Source organism: Streptomyces sp. P9-A4, from assembly GCF_036634195.1.
Lineage (GTDB): Bacteria > Actinomycetota > Actinomycetes > Streptomycetales > Streptomycetaceae > Streptomyces.
Genome location: NZ_JAZIFY010000001.1, coordinates 6,409,303 through 6,424,860, shown reverse-complemented (window position 1 = coordinate 6,424,860; position 15,558 = coordinate 6,409,303). Strand labels below are relative to the sequence as shown.

The window sequence follows — 15,558 nt, the reverse complement described above, 5'->3', positions numbered from 1 at the left end:
TGAGGTTGCGAGACACCGTGCCGCGCGTGCCCCCTGTGCCGCGTGTGCCGTTCTCGACCTCGGCGTACGAGCCGTTCTTTCGACAGCCCGCGCCCCGGTGTCTCCACGCGTCGCATCACATCACGCTCGCGCTCACGCACCCGGGAGACCCCTATGGCGCATCACCCCACGTTCATCACCTGTAACTCGCTCTCCTTCTCCTGGCCCGACGGCACCACGGTCCTCGACGACTTCCGGCTCGCGGTCGGACCCGGCCGCACCGGTCTCGTCGGACTGAACGGCTCCGGCAAGTCCACGCTCCTCAAGCTGATCGCCGGTGAGCTGGCCCCGGCCTCCGGCACCGTCCAGGTCACGGGCGAACTCGGCTACCTCCCGCAGAACCTCGTGCTCGACACGACTCGGCGGGTCGACGAGATCCTCGGCATCGACGCGAAGCGGGCCGCCCTGCACGCCATCGAGTCGGGCGACCCCGCGGAGGAGCACTTCACCGTGCTCGGCGACGACTGGGACGTGGAGGAGCGGGCCCGCGCCACCCTCGACCAGCTCGGGCTGGGGGCCGTCGGTCTCGACCGGACCGTCGGCGAGGTCTCGGGCGGCGAGTCCGTACTCCTCCGCCTGGCCGCGCTGCTGCTCGCCCGCCCCGACGTCCTGCTGCTCGACGAGCCGACGAACAACCTGGACCGACAGGCCCGGGCCCGGCTGTACGAGGCCGTGGAGAACTGGTCCGGCGTCCTGGTCGTGGTCAGTCACGACCGTGAGCTCCTGGAGCGCGTCGACCAGATCGCCGATCTGCGCGACGGAACCGTCGCCTGGTACGGCGGCGCCTGGTCCGACTACGAGGCGGCGCTCGCCGCCGAGCAGGACGCGGCGGAGCGGATGGTGCGGGTCGCCGAGGCCGACGTACAGCGCCAGAAGCGGGAACTCTCCGACGCCCAGATGAAGCTGGCCCGCCGGAAGCGCTTCGGGCAGAAGAGCTACGAGAACAACGTCGTCCCGAAGATCGTGGCGAACAACCGCAGGAGCGAGGCCCAGGTCTCGGCGGGCAAGCACCGCGCCCTGCACACGGAGCGTCTCTCCGAGGCGCGGGAGCGGCTCGACGCCGCGGTGGAGCTGGTGCGGGACGACGACGAGATCCGCGTCGAGCTGCCCCGCACCTCGGTGCCGCCGGGCCGTGAGGTGCTGCGCCTCAAGGACCTGGAGCTGCGGTACGGAGCCCGGGTGGACGGGGAGTTCGAGCTGCGCGGTCCGGAGCGGATCGCGTTGGTCGGCCGTAACGGCGCGGGGAAGACGACGCTGCTGCGGACGATCGCCGGGGAGCTCGAACCGGTGGCGGGCGAGACGGACGCACGGGTGCCGTTGCGCTTCCTGCCGCAGCGGCTCGACGTCCTCGACGACGGGCTGAGCATCGTGGAGAACGTGGCCCGGTTCGCGCCCACCGCGACGGGGAACACGATCCGGGCCCGGCTGGCGCGCTTCCTGTTCCGGGGTGCGCGGGCCGATCAGCCCGTGGGCACCCTGTCGGGCGGGGAGCGGTTCCGGGCGACGCTCGCGGCGCTGCTGCTCGCCGAGCCGGCTCCGCAGTTGCTGATGCTGGACGAGCCGACGAACAACCTGGACATGGCGTCGGTACGGAAGCTCACGGCGGCGCTCGACGCCTACGAGGGGGCGCTGATCGTGGCGAGCCACGACGTGACGTTCCTGGAGTCGCTCGGAATCACCCGCTGGCTGCTGCTCGACGGAGCACTGCGGCCGACGACGGCGGAGGAGGTCAGGGAGACGGCCCCGGCTCCCCGTCGTGGACCGGCCCTAACGGTGGAGTAAGGCCCAGGACTTGGTGCCGCCGCCCGGAGTGAGGACGGGGGCGAGTCCCCAGTCCCCTCCGTCCTCGTCGACCGCCGCGGCCAGCAGCCACATGCTGCTGCTGCGGCGGTCGCGGCACTCCTCGGCCGCGGCGGGTGTGCCGTGCGCCGGATGCTGGTCGTAGAGGACGATCCGCAGCGCCTCGAACTGCCATCGCACGCGCAGGATCATCTCGCGGTCGGGGGTGAACCGGTAGGCGGCGGAGACCAGTTCGGAGGCGGCGAGGGCGGCGGTGTCACAGAGTTCGGAGAGGCCGTGTCTGTCCAGGAGCGATTCGATCGACTGCCGGGCGAGTCCGGCGCAGTAGGCCCCTCCGGGAAGGAGCATCGAGTAGCTGAGGTTCTCCGTGGCGGGGGGTATGGGCCCGGCCGCGACAGCGGACGGGAGGCAACGCAGTGCGCCCTTCATCAGGTAGCTCACATTTCCTGTGCTGGGGGGGTTAGCTCCACACGGTCGGTAGCCCCGTGTGAGACTTGCGCTACCGACCGTAGCGCACCGCCGGAGCACAGTGCTACTACTTGCGGTCACTTATACCGTTCCGCCCACATCGGCGAAGGGGAGACCGAGCGTGCCACCCAGGAGCAGTCCGACCGCACGTCAACAGCGGCTCGGGAGCGAACTGCGCAAACTGCGCGAGCAGTCGGGGATGTCGGCCCAGCAGGCCGCCGCCCTGCTGGGCGTCGACCGCACCCGCATCCCGAACGTCGAGTCCGGCCGGTTCGGAATCAGCGCCGAGCGCGTCCGGACCCTCGCCTTCAACTACGGCTGCCCGGACGCCGTGCTCGTCGACCTGCTCGCCGCGATGGCCCAGGAACGGGACCGGGGATGGTGGGAGGAGCACCGCGGACTACTGCCGCCCGCACTGCTCGACATCGCCGAACTGGAGTACCACGCGGCGGAGTTGCAAACCGCTGTCACCACCCACATCCCCGGCCTGCTACAGACCGAGAAGCACGCGCGGGCCGTCTTCGACACCGCCGTCCCGCCGCTGCCCGGACCCGATCTGGAGGCCCGGCTCTCCCTGCGCCTGCGCCGCCAGCAGGTACTGGAACGCGAACGGCCGGTCCACTACGAGGCCGTGATCCACGAGGCGGCGCTGCGCATGCAGTTCGGCGGACCGAAGGTCGCCCGGGAACAACTGGAGGACATACTCGCCCAGTCGGAGCGGGAGACCGTCTCCGTGCGCGTCATCCCCTTCGCCGCGGGGGGTTTCCCCGGGGCGGGCCAGTCGTTCACCTGTGTGGGCGCGCCCGTTCCGCAGCTCGACACCGTGCAGCTCGACTCCTCCCACGGGTCACTCCTCCTCGACACCCCTATGCAACTCCGTCGATACCGTGGCCTGTTGGACCGTCTGCGCGGACTCTCGTTGCCCGCGGACGAATCGCGCGCGTTCATCCGCACCATCGCCCAGGATCTGTGAAGGACCCCGACCATGAACGTCATCACCGACACCCCCAGCGTCACCGACTCCCTCACCGCCATCACCGACTCCCTCACCGTCATCGCCCCGGCCGGTCGCCCGGCCGTCGAGATCGACTGGAGCGAGGCCTTCTGCAGCGAGGGCGCCAACTGCTTCCGCTTCGGCCTCGACGACACCGGCCGGGCCTACATCGGCTCGACGCTCACCCCCGGCGCGTATGTCAGCGACTCGGCGGAAGCGCTGCGGGCGCTGATCTGCGCGGTGAAGGCCGGCGCGGCCGACCATCTGCTCTGAGCCGCCGGGCGCCTGCGCTGTGTAGTCGTCCACTGGTCCGTCCGACGCCGACCTGGACGTGACCTGCATCTCCGGCAGCGCAGCTGAGCAGCACACATAACGGAACGTAACCGGACATCGCCGGGACGGGCTTGGCTGACACCTTATGGAGCCTTAACCTACGGTCTCGTAACCTACGAATCCGTAGGTACGCCCGTTTGCCCTTCTCCGTCCCCAGGAGTCTCCGTGACGCTCACCTCTCCCCACCTCGGCAGCTCTGCGGAGTGGACCGACGCGCGCCTGCTCTACGCGCTGGAAGAGGTCGTGGAGAAGGAGCTCAACCGGCACCTCAAGGTCACCAAGGACTGGATGCCGCACGAGTACGTGCCGTGGTCCGACGGCCGGAACTTCCCCGGCTTCTTCGAGGACGGGGAGGCCTGGGAGGCCTCGCAGTCCAAGGTCACGGAGATCGGCAAGATCGCTCTCGTGGTCAACCTGCTCACCGAGGACAACCTCCCGAGCTACCACCACGAGATCGCCGCCCTCTTCGGCCGCGACGGCGCCTGGGGCACCTGGGTGCACCGCTGGACCGCCGAGGAGGGCCGTCACGGCATCGTGATGCGCGACTACCTGCTCGCCTCGCGGGCCGTCGACCCGGACAAGCTGGAGCAGTTCCGGATGGCGCACATGAGCGAGGGCTTCGAGTCCGACAACCGGCACTCGATGCTGCACTCCGTGGCGTACGTCGCCTTCCAGGAGCTCGCGACCCGCATCTCGCACCGCAACACCGGCCACCAGTCCGGTGACCCGGTCTGCGACCGGATGCTCTCGCGCATCGCCACCGACGAGAACCTGCACATGGTCTTCTACCGCAACCTGCTGGGCGCGGCCTTCGAGATCGCCCCCGACCTGACGATGCAGGCCGTGCGGGACGTCGTGGTCAACTTCCGGATGCCCGGACACGGCATGCCGGGCTTCGAGCGGGCGGCGGCGCAGATGGCGATCGGCGAGATCTACAACATGCGCATCCACCACGACGACGTACTCCAGCCCGTCCTCCGCTTCCTCAAGGTCCTCCAGATCGACGGCCTCGGCCCGGAGGGGCTGCGCGCCCAGGAGGAGCTGGGCCTGTACATGAACGGTCTGGACTCCGAGGCGAGCAAGTTCGACGAGAAGCTCGCGGCCCGCAAGGCCCGGATGGCCGCGCGCGCGGCCGGCTGAGCAGGCGCCCCGGGGGCGGCTCAGCGGCTCTGCCGCTTGAGCCGCCCCCGCTCCTTCTCCGAGAGCCCGCCCCACACACCGAACCTCTCGTCGTGCGTCAGCGCGTACTCCAGGCACGCGAGGCGCCCCTCGCACGCCCCGCAGAGCTGCTTCGCCTCGCGCGTCGAGGAACCCGGCGCGGGAAAGAAGAACTCCGGCCCGGCCTGGGCGCACAGAGCGGTCTCCTGCCAGGACATGTCGGGCTCCGGCGCGGTCAGTACGGTCGTGTAGGTCTGCATGCGGTACACGCTGCCTGAGGGTCGTAAACGAGCCATCAACGTTCGATCAATGCGGCGCGCCGAAAGGTTTGTCACGCCGTTGGAGATCGGCGGGCGTCACCGCTCGACGACCACGGGCCGCAGACCGCGGACCGAGTGCGCCGACCCCGGCCTCAGCGGCTGACGCCCAGCGCCGGCAGGACCGTTTCCGCCACTCGGTAGGCCTCCTCCAGGAGGGGGTTGCCGGAGAGGATGAAGGTGTCCACGCCCAGGTCCTGGTACTCCTCGAGTCGTTCCACCACCTGGGCCGTGGAGCCGACGACCGCCGTTCCCGGGCCGGGGCGGAACAGGCTCATGCCGGGCCACAGGTTCGGGTGGGTCTCCAGTTCGCGGGCCCTGGCCGGCACCTTTCCGCCGTGCTGGCGGAACTGGCGCTGCCAGCCCACCCCGTCCTCGCCGTCGCGCCCGCCGAGCTGCCGGGCGTACGTCGCCTCGCTGGTGACGTCCAGGAGGCGGTCGGCGGCGGCCCAGGCCTCGTCCTCGGTGTCACGGACGATGAGGTGCAGGCGCAGACCGATGCGGAGGGTGCGGCCGTGCGCGGCGGCCCGCGCCCGTACGTGGTCGAGCTTCTCCTTCAGTAGTTCCGGGGGCTCGCCCCAGGTGAGGTACACGTCGACGTGCTCGGCGGCCATCTCGATGCCCGGCGCCGAGGAACCCCCGAACCAGAGCGGTACGTGCGGTTCCTGGACCGGCCGCAGATCGCGGAACGACGCGCCCGCGTCCTTGAGTTCGTAGAAGCGCCCCTTGTGGTCGAAGACCTCACCGGCCGTGAGCCGCTTCACGATCGACCAGTACTCGGCGCTCAGTTCGTACCGCTCGTCGTGCTCGACGTGCAGCCCGTACTCCCGCAGCGCCGTGGTGGATCCGTTGACCACGTTGAAGCGGAGCCTCCCCCCGAAGAGGTTGTCGAAGCTCAGCGCCATCTTCGCCAGCAGGGTCGGTGCGATCAGGCCCGGGTGCACGGCGAGCAGCGGCTTGAAGCGGGTGCTGGTGGAGGCGGCGAGCGCCGAGCCGAGCGGCCACACGTCGTACAGGTCGGTGGCGAGCAACGCACCGGTGTAGCCGAGGCGTTCGACCGTTCCGGCGAGCTGGGACAGATAGCCGAGGTCGACCGGGCGGCGTCCGGCCGGCTCCCACGGGTAGGCGCCTTCGCGCGGGATGATGTACCAGAGGACTTCGGGTGGCGTGGAGGCCATGGGGATCAGGCCTTCCGGGGCAGGGCGTCGGCGACGGTCACCGCGCGGTCGATGAATCCGGTGCGGTGGAAGATGTCGGCCGCCTCCTGCTGCTCGGCGACGAACTCCTCGGTCACCGCCTCGATCGTCCACGGCAGCGCGCGCAGCGCGGTCTCCCAGTCGTCGACCGTCCCGCCCTGGTCGGCGGCGGCGATCTCGGCCGCCTCGCGCGGATGCGCGGCGGCCCAGTCGTCGGCCCGCCGCAGCGCCCGGGTGAGCGCCTCGACCACCTCGGGCCGCTGCTCGGCCAGGTCGCGGCGGGTGAAGAAGACGGACCGGTCGGTGATGACCTCCCCGGTACGGACCAGGGTGCGCAGCCCGCCGGCGCGACGGGCGGCGGAGAGCTCGGCGCCCTGCGCGACCCAGGCGGTGATCGCCCCGGAGCGGAGCTTCTCCTCGCTGTCGGCGTCGGCGCGTACGGGGGTGATGTCCGTGGCGTACGAGAGGCCCGCCTCGTCCAGGGCCTTGGCGACGAGATGGGTCTGCCAGGAGCCGACGGCGAGGTGCACGGTGCCGCCCTTGAGGTCGGCGACGGTGCGGACCGGGCTGTCCTCGGGGACGAGCAGGGCGCCGTGGTCGGGGCGGGGCGCCGAGACGGCGGTGTAGACGATGTCGTGGCCGGCGGCCTGCGCGGTGACCGGCGGAGTGGAGCCGGTGCCGCCGAAGTCGATGGTCCCGTCGGCGAGATGGGCACCGGTGCGGACACCGTCGGTGTACGGGTGCCAGGTCACGGTCTCGCCGAGCGCTGCGAGCTCCTCCTCCGCGTAGCCGAGGCGGGAGAGGTGGTAGAGGGAGGGGTTGCTGCGGTGGACACCGATGACGACGGTCATGCGGACACTCCTTCGAGGGGGAGGGATACGGGGGTGAGGGTGGGGGTGCTCGTGGGTGCCTCTTCGGGCGTGTGGACCCCGAGGTCGGCGAGGAGTCGGCGACGCAGCGACACGAAGGCCGGGTCGCCGGGGTCGCGGGGGCGGGGCACGGTGACGGGTTCGTCGGTGACGAGCCGGCCGTCGCGCAGTACGGCCACCCGGTCGGCAAGGCGTACCGCCTCGTCGACGTCGTGGGTGACCAGCAGGACGGCGGGCCGGTGGATCCGGCGCAGCTCGCCCACCAGGTCCTGCATACGGAGCCGGGTCAGCGCGTCGAGTGCGGCGAACGGCTCGTCCAGGAGCAGGAGTTCGGGCTCCCTGACCAGCGCCCGGGCCAGCGCCACGCGCTGCGCCTCACCTCCGGAGAGGGTGGCGGGCCAGGCGTCGGCGTGACGTTCGAGTCCGACCTCGGCGAGGGCCCGCAGGCCCGTCTCCTTGGTGGCGGCGCCGCGCGGCAGCCCGACCGTCACATTGGCGAGGACCTTCTTGGAAGGGATGAGACGGGGTTCCTGGAAGACGATCGTGCGGGCGGCGGGGACGAGGGCCTCTCCCCCGTCGGCGCCGTCGAGCGCGCCGAGGATACGGAGAAGGGTGGTCTTGCCGCTGCCGCTCGCGCCGAGGAGGGCGAGGAACTCGCCGCGCGCGAGGGTGAGGTCCAGGCCGTCGAGCACGGGTCGGGCGCCGAAGACCCGGCGCAGGCCGCGTACGCGTACGGCGGTGGAGGGCGTCGAGGGTGTGGAGGCCGGGGACTCGGTGGTCGCGTTGGACTCGGTGGTGGTCGCGGTCATCGGGGTCCTCCCCCGGGGCCGGCCGTGCGCCAGGGCATGAGGACCCGTTCCAGGCCACGGACGAGGATGTCGGCGGTGAGGCCGAGCAGACCGTAGACGAGGATGCAGACGGCGAGGATGTCGGTGCGGGCGTAGCTCTGGGCCTGGGACATCAGGTAGCCGATGCCCTCGGTGGCGTTGATCTCCTCGGCGGCGATGAGCGCGATGACACTCAGCGTCGTGGAGAGCCGGAGACCGGCCAGGAGCGAGGGCAGCGCGCCGGGCAGGACGACCTGGCGGACGATGGCGATCCTGCCGAGACCGAAGCTGCGCATGGCCTCGACCAGCTTGCGGTCGGTGTTCCGGACGCCGCCGGTGGTGGAGACGTACATCGGGAAGGTGGTGGCGACCGCGATGAGCAGGATCTTCGCGGTCTCGTTGATCCCGAACCAGACCATGAAGAGGGGGACGAGGGAGAGGAAGGGGATGGTGCGGAGGGTCTGGAGCGAGGAGTCGAGGAGTTCGTCGCCGAGCCGGGTGAAGCCGGTGGTGATGCCGAGGGCGAGACCGGCGGCGAGGCCGATGACGAGCCCGGTCCCGGAACGGGCCAGGGAGGTGGCGAGCGCGTCGGGCAGCTGACCGTTCCCCCACAACTCCCCTACCGCATCGATTACTTGATTGGGTGATGCGAGTACGTCGGGGGTGAGGAGGCCGGTGGCGGAGGAGCCCCACCAGAGCGCGAGGAGGGCGACGGGTCCGAGCGTCCGGACGGTGAGCGCGAACGCGCGGGGGCGGGGGCGGCTGACCTGGGGGCGCGGCCTGACAAGTCCGGCGGTGCCGTCCTCGGCCGGTGTCTCCTTCGAGGGTGCGGCGGATGCGGCGGCGGTGGTCGTCGTCGTCGTCATGACAGCTTCTCGATGTCGAGGAGGTGGCCGGCGATGTCGACCTTGTTCGGCGTGACCTTCTGGTCGGCGTAGAACCGGGCGACGGTCTCGAAGCGCCTGATGTCCTCGGGGCCGATCGGGTCGACGGTGCCGCCCTTGCCGGTGAAGGAGATCTGTACCTCCTTCGCCTTGCCGTTGACGGCGGTGGGTCCCGCGTCGGTGAAGACGTTGAGGTAGGCGGCCGGGTCCTTCTTCTCCTTGGCGCTGTTGTCGTGGAGATAGGCGTAGAGCGCCTTGACGATCTCCGGGTGGTCCTTCGCGAAGCCCGAACGGACGGCGTTCAGGCTGTAGTTGTCCGATCCGATCGCGGCTCCGTCCGCGACGAAGTGGGCCTTGCCCGCGCCGATCTCGGCGACGGCGTAGGTCGACCAGACGGCCCAGGCGTCGACCTGCCCGGCGTTGAACACGGCGGCCGTCTGGTCGGGCCGCAGATAGACCCGCTCGACCTTGTCGGCCGGGACGTCGGCCTTGGCGAGAGCCTTCAGAAGGAGGTACTCGCCGGTGCCGCCCTTGTTGACGGCGACCTTGCGGCCGACGAGGTCCCGGACGGAGGCGATGTCCGAGCCCTCGCGGACGAGGATGCCCTCGCCGACGGGGTCGGGGTCCGTGGCGGTGAAGAACGCGAAGCCGGGGCTCTGGGAGAGGGAGGTGATGCCGGAGGTGATCGAGCCGGTGGCGATGTCGAGCTGGTCGGCGTTCATCGCCTGGGCGGCGGGCGCGAAGGGACCGGCGCTGCCGGTCCACGCCACCTTGGCGCCGACGGCGGCGAGCGCCTTGTCGAGGCTGCCGTCCTTCTTGCCACGCGCGAGGACTCCGGCGTTGCCGGGGTCGGGGATGCGGATGGTGACCGTTCCCTTGCCGCCGTTCGCCCCGCCGCCGCCCTGAGCGGCGGCCGGGCCGCCTCCGCAGGCGGTGAGGGTGGACAGAGCGACGAGAGCCGCGAGGGCCGCCGGGGCGGCGAGCGGGGTGGTGGGGCGCATGACGGGTGTCCTTCGGGGCGGTGGGGCGGGCGAGGTGGCGGGGCGGGCCGGCGGGTGGGCGCGCGGGAGGGGCGGGCTTGCACGCGGGTGCGGTGGGAGCGGCGGGTGGGGCTGGGTCCGCTGGTCTGCGGCCCGGCCGGCGGGGCTGGGTTCGCGGCGCGGGCCGGAGTGCCAGGTGCGGCCGGGTTCACGGCGCGGGCCGGAGTGCCAGGTGCGGCCGGGTTCGCGGCGCGGGCCGGAGTGCCAGGTGCGGCCGGGTTTCGTTCGCGGTTACGGGACCGGCGTCGGCGTCGGCTCTCGCTGGACGGTGGACGCCAGTCGGCGGGCCTGTCGGAGCGGGTCCGGGGCGGCCCAGGCGCGTACGTCCACCGCCTCGGGCAGGAAGCCGTGCGCGCGCAGGGCGGCCTCCTGCCGGGCGAGCAGGTCGAGCCGGGTGTCCGACAGGTCCGGGTGCAGGGTGCGGTGCGTACCGGGCCCGTAGGCACCGGCGACCCCCTCGGCCCCGGCGCCGGTCTCCGCACCGAGGATCCTGGCGACCTCGGCCGGCTCACCGGCCGCCCAGTCGGCGGCGCGCAGCAGTACGGCGAGGAAGCGGGCGACCAGCTCGGGGTGCTCGTCCAGGAGGTCCTGGTGGACCGTGAGGGGGCGCGGGGTCCCGTTGTTGACGCGGTGCGCGGGGTCGGGGAGTTCGTCGAGCTCCACCGCCACTTCCGCCCCCGCGCGCCGGGCCGCCTCGACGGCCAGGGCGCCCTTCACGTACACCGCGTCGACCTCGCCCCGGCGCAGCGCGTCCAGTTCCGCGGCCCACTGTCCCTGGTGACCGTCGGCGGGTACGTCGACGAGGTCGGCGTCGTCGAGCCCGTACCCCGCCGAGGCGAGGACGCCCTCGAAGCCTCGCAGGGCCATGGCCCGCCAGAAGTCGATGGCCACGGAGTGCCGGGGCAGGGCGAGCCGGAGACCCCGCAGGGCGGCGGCGCCGCGCATCGGGGAGCCGGGAGCGACGAGCACGACCTGTCGCTCCTCGATCCAGGTGAGGCCGACGAGCCGGGTGCGCTCGCCGCGCGAACGGGCCCACAGGGCGGGCACGTTGCCTCCCTCCCGGAACAGCCCCGGGAGTGCGTGGGTGAAGTGGGTGGCGCGGTCGGCGCCGGGCTCGGCGTCCTGGAGCGAGCGGACGGCGATGCCGTCGGGCGCGAACTCCCCGGCCAGCCAGCCACGGTCGGCGGCGACGCCGGTCGCGGTGGGGACGGGGCAACGGGTGAACCAGAGCGTGTCGGGAACGCGGGCATGCGTCATGGAGGACTTCCCGGGGTGGGGTGGCGAGAGGGGGATGGGTCGGGATGGCGGCTGGAGACGGACGCGACCGGAACACGGGAGAGTCGGGCGTCGGGCGCAGGAAAGATCCCCGAGGCCGCTCGGTATGAACAGCCCTGACGTGCAACGGAGTCGGCCGACATCGAAGAGAGAGCGGCGGCGTGAAGGCACCGATGGCAGGTGCACCACGGCAGAACCGCGTCGATCACGAACGGCGTCAGTGCCCTGCGCCGTCAGTGCCCTGCGCCGTCAGCGACGTGCGACCTCAGTGGAGACCGAAGGCGGCAACCCCCGGCGTCCTGCCGCGTCAGCGACAGCCGGCGCCCGCGACCCGCGCCAGGTCGATGTGGCGGCGCCGGGTGAGCCAGAGCGGAGCGGGAGTGGCGGTGGGCGTACAGCGTGCGGTGTGTCGTCCGTTCATGGCTGGCCCTGCTCCCTCCGGCTCGGTGTCGCTGTGGCGGCTTGGCCGGAACCCTGCCATGGAAGGTCCGCCGCCGACAACTCGACTCCCACGATGTGGGATTGCGTATGAACGGAGTGTTTCCGACCTCGCCGGACCCCCGATTCGGCTCCCGCCATATGGGAGCGTGGGAACCCGATCACCCACGGGGAGCGAACCCTATGACGACCGAGGCCGGAATCGCCCGACCCCCGGCGGGCGCCCAGGCGGTCCGCCGCGCACTCGACGTACTGCACTGTTTCCACGACAACGGGCCCGACCTGAGCGCCTCCGACCTCGCGCGCCGGCTGGGGCTCTCCACGTCCACCGCGCACCGGCTCGCCCGGACCCTGCTGGGCGCGGGCTTCCTGGAGCAGGACGGCCGGACGGCCCGCTACCGGCTGGGCCCGGCGATGACGGAGCTGGGCCGCCTCTCGTACCACCAGCGGGGGCTGCACCTGGCCGCTCCCGAGCTGTCCGATCTGGCCGAACGGACCGGCGCCACCGCCGACTTGGCACTACGCAGCGGCCCGCACGTGGTCATCGTGGCGGGCGGTTCGGTGACCCCGAAGGTGGGCCTGCGCCGCCCGTTGCACTCGACGGCACTCGGGAAGGTGCTGCTCGCATGGCCCAGGGCGGGCGAGGCCGGACCGCGCTCGCTGCCCCCGCTGTACGCGTTCACCGAGCGCACGATCGTCGAACCCCCGGCCCTGGCGGCCGAGTTGGCACGCGTACGGGAGGCGGGGTACGCGCTCAACGACGGCGAGTCGGCCCTCGGGGTGCGGACGGTGGCCGTGCCCGTACTGGAGCGGACGGGGCACACGCGGTTCGCGCTCGCGGTTCGCGCGACCCCCGAGCTGATCACCGACGCGCGGCTCGACTGGTACCTGGCTCAGGCGCGGGCCTGCGCCCGCGCCCTTGAGGTCCTGCTGCTCGCCCCGGCGGAGCGGCGGGATCCGGGCGAACGGACGGGGTAGGTACGGGCGCCGGACGAGGCCCGGACCACCACCAGACAGCGCACGACCAGCCGACACGGCGCGCGCCCGGAGATTTCCGCACGGTCGTGCGTTCAGTACCATGGACGGATGAGCGGCAGCACCGGAAGCGGCACCGGGACCAAGACGGACGGGCGGGTGGAGCGCGGGAACCAGACCCGGCGCCTCGTGCTCGGCCGGACCATGGACATCGCCTCCGTCGAGGGCCTCGAAGGGCTGTCCCTGGGACGGATCGCGACCGAACTCCAGCTGAGCAAGAGCGGCGTCTTCGCCCTCTTCGGCTCGAAGGAGGAACTCCAGCTCGCGACGATCCGGGCGGCCGTCGCCGTCTTCGCGGACCGTGTCGTCACCCCCCTGAAGGACGTGCCGCCGGGCGCGCGACGGGTGCGCGAGCTGTGCCGGAACTGGCTCGCCTACTCCTCGGAGCGGGTCTTCTCGGGCGGTTGCTTCTTCTACGCCGTCTCCGCGGAGTTCGACGCACGCACGGGGCCCGTCCACGACGCCGTCGCCCAGACGCGACGCGACTGGACCGCCTATATGGAGGGCGCCCTGAGCGAGGCGCGGGCCGTGGGCGACCTCGCCGGGGACCTGGACGTGGAGCAGGTGGCCTTCGAGGTGATCGCCCTGATGGAGGCGGCCAACGCGCAGTCCGTCCTGTTCGGCGACCCCGGGGTGTACGCCCGCGCCGAGCGCGGAATCACGGCCCGTCTTCACAGCGCGGCCACGGACCGGGGCCGGGTCGCACTCGACGCCCTCGACGCCCTCGACAACCCCGACGCCCCCGCCCCCGCCCCTCAGCAGTAGGACCCCTTCAGCCCGCCGCCACGCCCTCCCCCGCGCGTTCGTCGACCGGTGCCGTCAGGAACTCCACCGCCTCGGCCACGACCTCCGTGTCCGTCAGGATGCGCCGGTGGCCGAGCGACTTCGTGACGACGAGCCGGGCCCGGTCGCCGTGGGCCCGCGCCAGCCTCCGCGCCTGGGCGAGGGGCACCATGTCGTCACCCTCGTCGTGGAACAGCAGGACGGGCGCGCCGAGCGCGCCGGGGTCGCGGTCCGCGTCGAAGCGGTCCCAGATGCCGGGTTCACCGGGCGCGAGCCGCCCTTCGACGTACGCCCGCATGCACCGGATCACCCGCTCGTCCAGCCCGAATCCGGCCCGGAAGCCCTCGACGAGCATCTCGAAGGAGCCGACTCCGCCGAGTCCGACGAAGCGGCTCGTACGGATGCCGTCGCGGAGGGCGAAGAGGGCGGCGAGGACGCCGAAGCTGTGGGCGACGACGGCCTCGAAGTCACCGTGTCGCGCGTGCAACTCCCGGATGATCTCCCGGTATTCGAGGATGTTGCTGGCCCGCCCCGGAGACTCTCCGTGTCCGGGCGCGTCGAAGGCGACGACGCTGTGGCCGCGCGCGAGCAGGGCCTCGGCGAAGGCGGTGAGCCGCGAGGCGCGCGAAGACCAGCCGTGGACGAGGAGGACGGGGCGAGGGCCGTCTCCCCAGGCGTAGGTGACGACGTCCTTACCCCGGACGCGGAGGTGTCCGGTGCGCGCGGCGGCGAGGAGCGCCTGCTCCCCCGGCTTCACCTTCGCCCGGCCGAGGGGACGGACGAAGAGGTGGAAGGCCGGCCGGCCGGCCGCTGCGGGGGCGACGCGGGCGGCGGTGTTCAGGGCGGGGCGGATGAGCGGAGCCATCGGGTACATGCCGGAATCTCCTCGGTCGTCCTGGGATGGAAAAATGCTAGCACGACCGTTCGTGTTGTTTTAGAGTGGAGAAAGAGGCGGGCCGGCGCCCACCCGGGGACACCGGCCCGCCCCCTCACCATGGCCAACGGATCAAGCGATCAGCCGCTCACTCGGCCTCGTCCGCCGCTTCCTTCTTCGCCCTGCTCGGCTGCACCCGCTTCGGCTCGCCCGGCATCTTCGGGTACTCCGGCGGATACGGCAGGTCCCCGAGGTCGTGTTCCGCCTCGTCCCGCCGGGCCAGCTCCAGCAGGGACTCCAGCCCGAAGCGCTCGTCGTCCATGTCGGCGTGGACGTCCCCGACCTCGGCGTACCGGACCGGCATCGTCCTGATGTCGAAGTCCCGCGGCACGGCGTCGTCGATCTCCTCCCACCGCAGCGGGGCCGACACCGGCGCGTGCGGGCGGGGGCGCACGGAGTAGGCGGAGGCGATCGTGCGGTCCCGGGCCGTCTGGTTGTAGTCGACGAAGATCCGCTCGCCGCGCTCCTCCTTCCACCACTTGATGGTGACCCGCTCCGGCATCCGCCGCTCCAGCTCCCGGCCGCAGGCGATGGCCGCCCGCCTGACCTGCGTGAAGGTCCAGTCGGGCGTGATCGGCACGAAGACGTGGAGCCCCCGTCCGCCGGAGGTCTTCGGCCAGCCGCGCAGCCCGTGCTCATCGAGGACGGCGCGTAGTTCGTGGGCGGCGCGGACCGCGTCGGAGTAGTCGGTGCCGGGCTGCGGGTCAAGGTCGATGCGCAGCTCGTCGGGGTGGTCGGTGTCGTCCCGTCGTACCGGCCAGGGATGGAAGGTGACGGCGCCGAGGTTGGCGGCCCAGAGCACGGCCGCGGGTTCGGTCGGGCACATCTCGTCGGCCGACCGGCCGCTGGGGAAGGTGATGTGGGCGGTCGGGATCCAGTCGGGCAGGTACTTGGGGGCCCGCTTCTGGAAGAAGGACTCGCCGGTCACCCCGTCGGGGTAACGCTCCAGGGTGGTGGGGCGGTTCCGCAGGGCGCGGGTGATCCCGTCCCCCACGGCCAGGTAGTAGCTGACCATGTCGAGCTTGGTGTAGCCGGGTTCGGGGAAGTACACCTTGTCCGGGTTGGACACGCGTACGGTCCGGTCGCCGACTTCCAGTTCCACCGCTGCCGCCTTGCCTGCCATGCGGGTCAGCCTAGGGCTCGCCGACAACTCCCGCATACCGGACAA

Annotated in this window: 17 protein-coding genes; 6 read left to right on the top strand and 11 right to left on the bottom strand. The window is 71.9% G+C overall.

Features of this window, described 5'->3' with window-relative positions; all coding sequences use genetic code 11:
- The first annotated feature begins 153 nt into the window (after positions 1 to 153).
- A complete protein-coding gene (locus V4Y03_RS28855; protein WP_332436815.1) occupies positions 154 to 1,821 on the top strand; it encodes an ABC-F family ATP-binding cassette domain-containing protein in 1,668 nt (555 codons plus the stop codon).
- Here the strand turns inward: V4Y03_RS28855 and V4Y03_RS28850 are convergent.
- Positions 1,807 to 2,280 (bottom strand): ATP-binding protein, encoded by a 474-nt coding sequence (locus V4Y03_RS28850; RefSeq protein ID WP_332436814.1) that lies wholly within the window; start codon positions 2,278 to 2,280, stop codon positions 1,807 to 1,809. The genes V4Y03_RS28855 and V4Y03_RS28850 overlap by 15 nt on opposite strands.
- Before the next feature lie 148 nt (positions 2,281 to 2,428).
- On the opposite strand from V4Y03_RS28850, the gene V4Y03_RS28845 reads away from it, so the two are divergent.
- The 3 genes from V4Y03_RS28845 (at position 2,429) to V4Y03_RS28835 (ending at position 4,774) form a co-directional block, all read left to right on the top strand.
- Positions 2,429 to 3,280, top strand: a complete 852-nt coding sequence (locus V4Y03_RS28845) for a helix-turn-helix domain-containing protein (protein ID WP_332436813.1) — start codon at positions 2,429 to 2,431, stop codon at positions 3,278 to 3,280.
- A 12-nt stretch (positions 3,281 to 3,292) separates the two neighbouring features.
- The gene (locus tag V4Y03_RS28840) at positions 3,293 to 3,574 is read left to right on the top strand and encodes a hypothetical protein (RefSeq protein ID WP_443079838.1); all 282 of its coding nucleotides are present in this window, start codon (positions 3,293 to 3,295) and stop codon (positions 3,572 to 3,574) included.
- A gap of 225 nt (positions 3,575 to 3,799) precedes the next feature.
- Positions 3,800 to 4,774: an acyl-ACP desaturase gene (locus V4Y03_RS28835; protein WP_317876633.1), complete on the top strand. Its 975-nt coding sequence runs from the start codon at positions 3,800 to 3,802 to the stop codon at positions 4,772 to 4,774.
- A 20-nt stretch (positions 4,775 to 4,794) separates the two neighbouring features.
- Here the strand turns inward: V4Y03_RS28835 and V4Y03_RS28830 are convergent, their stop codons facing one another.
- The 8 genes from V4Y03_RS28830 to V4Y03_RS28795 form a co-directional block, all read right to left on the bottom strand.
- Positions 4,795 to 5,052, bottom strand: coding sequence for a WhiB family transcriptional regulator (locus V4Y03_RS28830; protein ID WP_317876632.1), 258 nt, complete (start codon positions 5,050 to 5,052; stop codon positions 4,795 to 4,797).
- Positions 5,053 to 5,204: 152 nt separating this feature from the next.
- Positions 5,205 to 6,287 (bottom strand): LLM class flavin-dependent oxidoreductase, encoded by a 1,083-nt coding sequence (locus V4Y03_RS28825; protein WP_332436812.1) that lies wholly within the window; start codon positions 6,285 to 6,287, stop codon positions 5,205 to 5,207.
- 5 nt (positions 6,288 to 6,292) lie between these two features.
- Positions 6,293 to 7,156 carry an ABC transporter substrate-binding protein gene (locus tag V4Y03_RS28820; RefSeq protein WP_332436811.1) on the bottom strand — a complete coding sequence of 288 codons (864 nt, stop codon included), beginning with the start codon at positions 7,154 to 7,156 and terminating at the stop codon, positions 6,293 to 6,295.
- Positions 7,153 to 7,983, bottom strand: a complete 831-nt coding sequence (locus V4Y03_RS28815) for an ABC transporter ATP-binding protein (RefSeq protein ID WP_332436810.1) — start codon at positions 7,981 to 7,983, stop codon at positions 7,153 to 7,155. Before V4Y03_RS28815 ends, V4Y03_RS28820 begins: the two co-directional genes overlap by 4 nt.
- The gene (locus tag V4Y03_RS28810; RefSeq protein WP_332436809.1) at positions 7,980 to 8,867 is read right to left on the bottom strand and encodes an ABC transporter permease; all 888 of its coding nucleotides are present in this window, start codon (positions 8,865 to 8,867) and stop codon (positions 7,980 to 7,982) included. The genes V4Y03_RS28815 and V4Y03_RS28810 overlap by 4 nt, the downstream gene beginning before the upstream one ends.
- Positions 8,864 to 9,886 (bottom strand): ABC transporter substrate-binding protein, encoded by a 1,023-nt coding sequence (locus V4Y03_RS28805; protein WP_332436808.1) that lies wholly within the window; start codon positions 9,884 to 9,886, stop codon positions 8,864 to 8,866. Before V4Y03_RS28805 ends, V4Y03_RS28810 begins: the two co-directional genes overlap by 4 nt.
- Positions 9,887 to 10,156: 270 nt before the next feature.
- A complete protein-coding gene (locus tag V4Y03_RS28800; RefSeq protein WP_332436807.1) occupies positions 10,157 to 11,182 on the bottom strand; it encodes an ABC transporter substrate-binding protein in 1,026 nt (341 codons plus the stop codon).
- Positions 11,183 to 11,507: 325 nt separating this feature from the next.
- On the bottom strand, positions 11,508 to 11,621 hold the full coding sequence (locus V4Y03_RS28795; RefSeq protein WP_332436806.1) for a putative leader peptide: 114 nt from the start codon (positions 11,619 to 11,621) through the stop codon (positions 11,508 to 11,510).
- Between the two features lie 200 nt (positions 11,622 to 11,821).
- On the opposite strand from V4Y03_RS28795, the gene V4Y03_RS28790 reads away from it, so the two are divergent.
- Positions 11,822 to 12,616, top strand: a complete 795-nt coding sequence (locus tag V4Y03_RS28790) for an IclR family transcriptional regulator (protein ID WP_332436805.1) — start codon at positions 11,822 to 11,824, stop codon at positions 12,614 to 12,616.
- Between the two features lie 108 nt (positions 12,617 to 12,724).
- Entirely contained in the window at positions 12,725 to 13,438 is a 714-nt protein-coding gene (locus V4Y03_RS28785; protein ID WP_332436804.1) for a TetR/AcrR family transcriptional regulator, read from the top strand.
- 7 nt (positions 13,439 to 13,445) lie between these two features.
- Here V4Y03_RS28785 and V4Y03_RS28780 read toward each other — a convergent pair whose 3' ends face one another.
- On the bottom strand, positions 13,446 to 14,330 hold the full coding sequence (locus V4Y03_RS28780) for an alpha/beta fold hydrolase (protein WP_332436803.1): 885 nt from the start codon (positions 14,328 to 14,330) through the stop codon (positions 13,446 to 13,448).
- A 148-nt stretch (positions 14,331 to 14,478) separates the two neighbouring features.
- Entirely contained in the window at positions 14,479 to 15,513 is a 1,035-nt protein-coding gene (gene ligD, locus V4Y03_RS28775) for a non-homologous end-joining DNA ligase (protein ID WP_332436802.1), read from the bottom strand.
- Positions 15,514 to 15,558 lie beyond the last annotated feature (45 nt).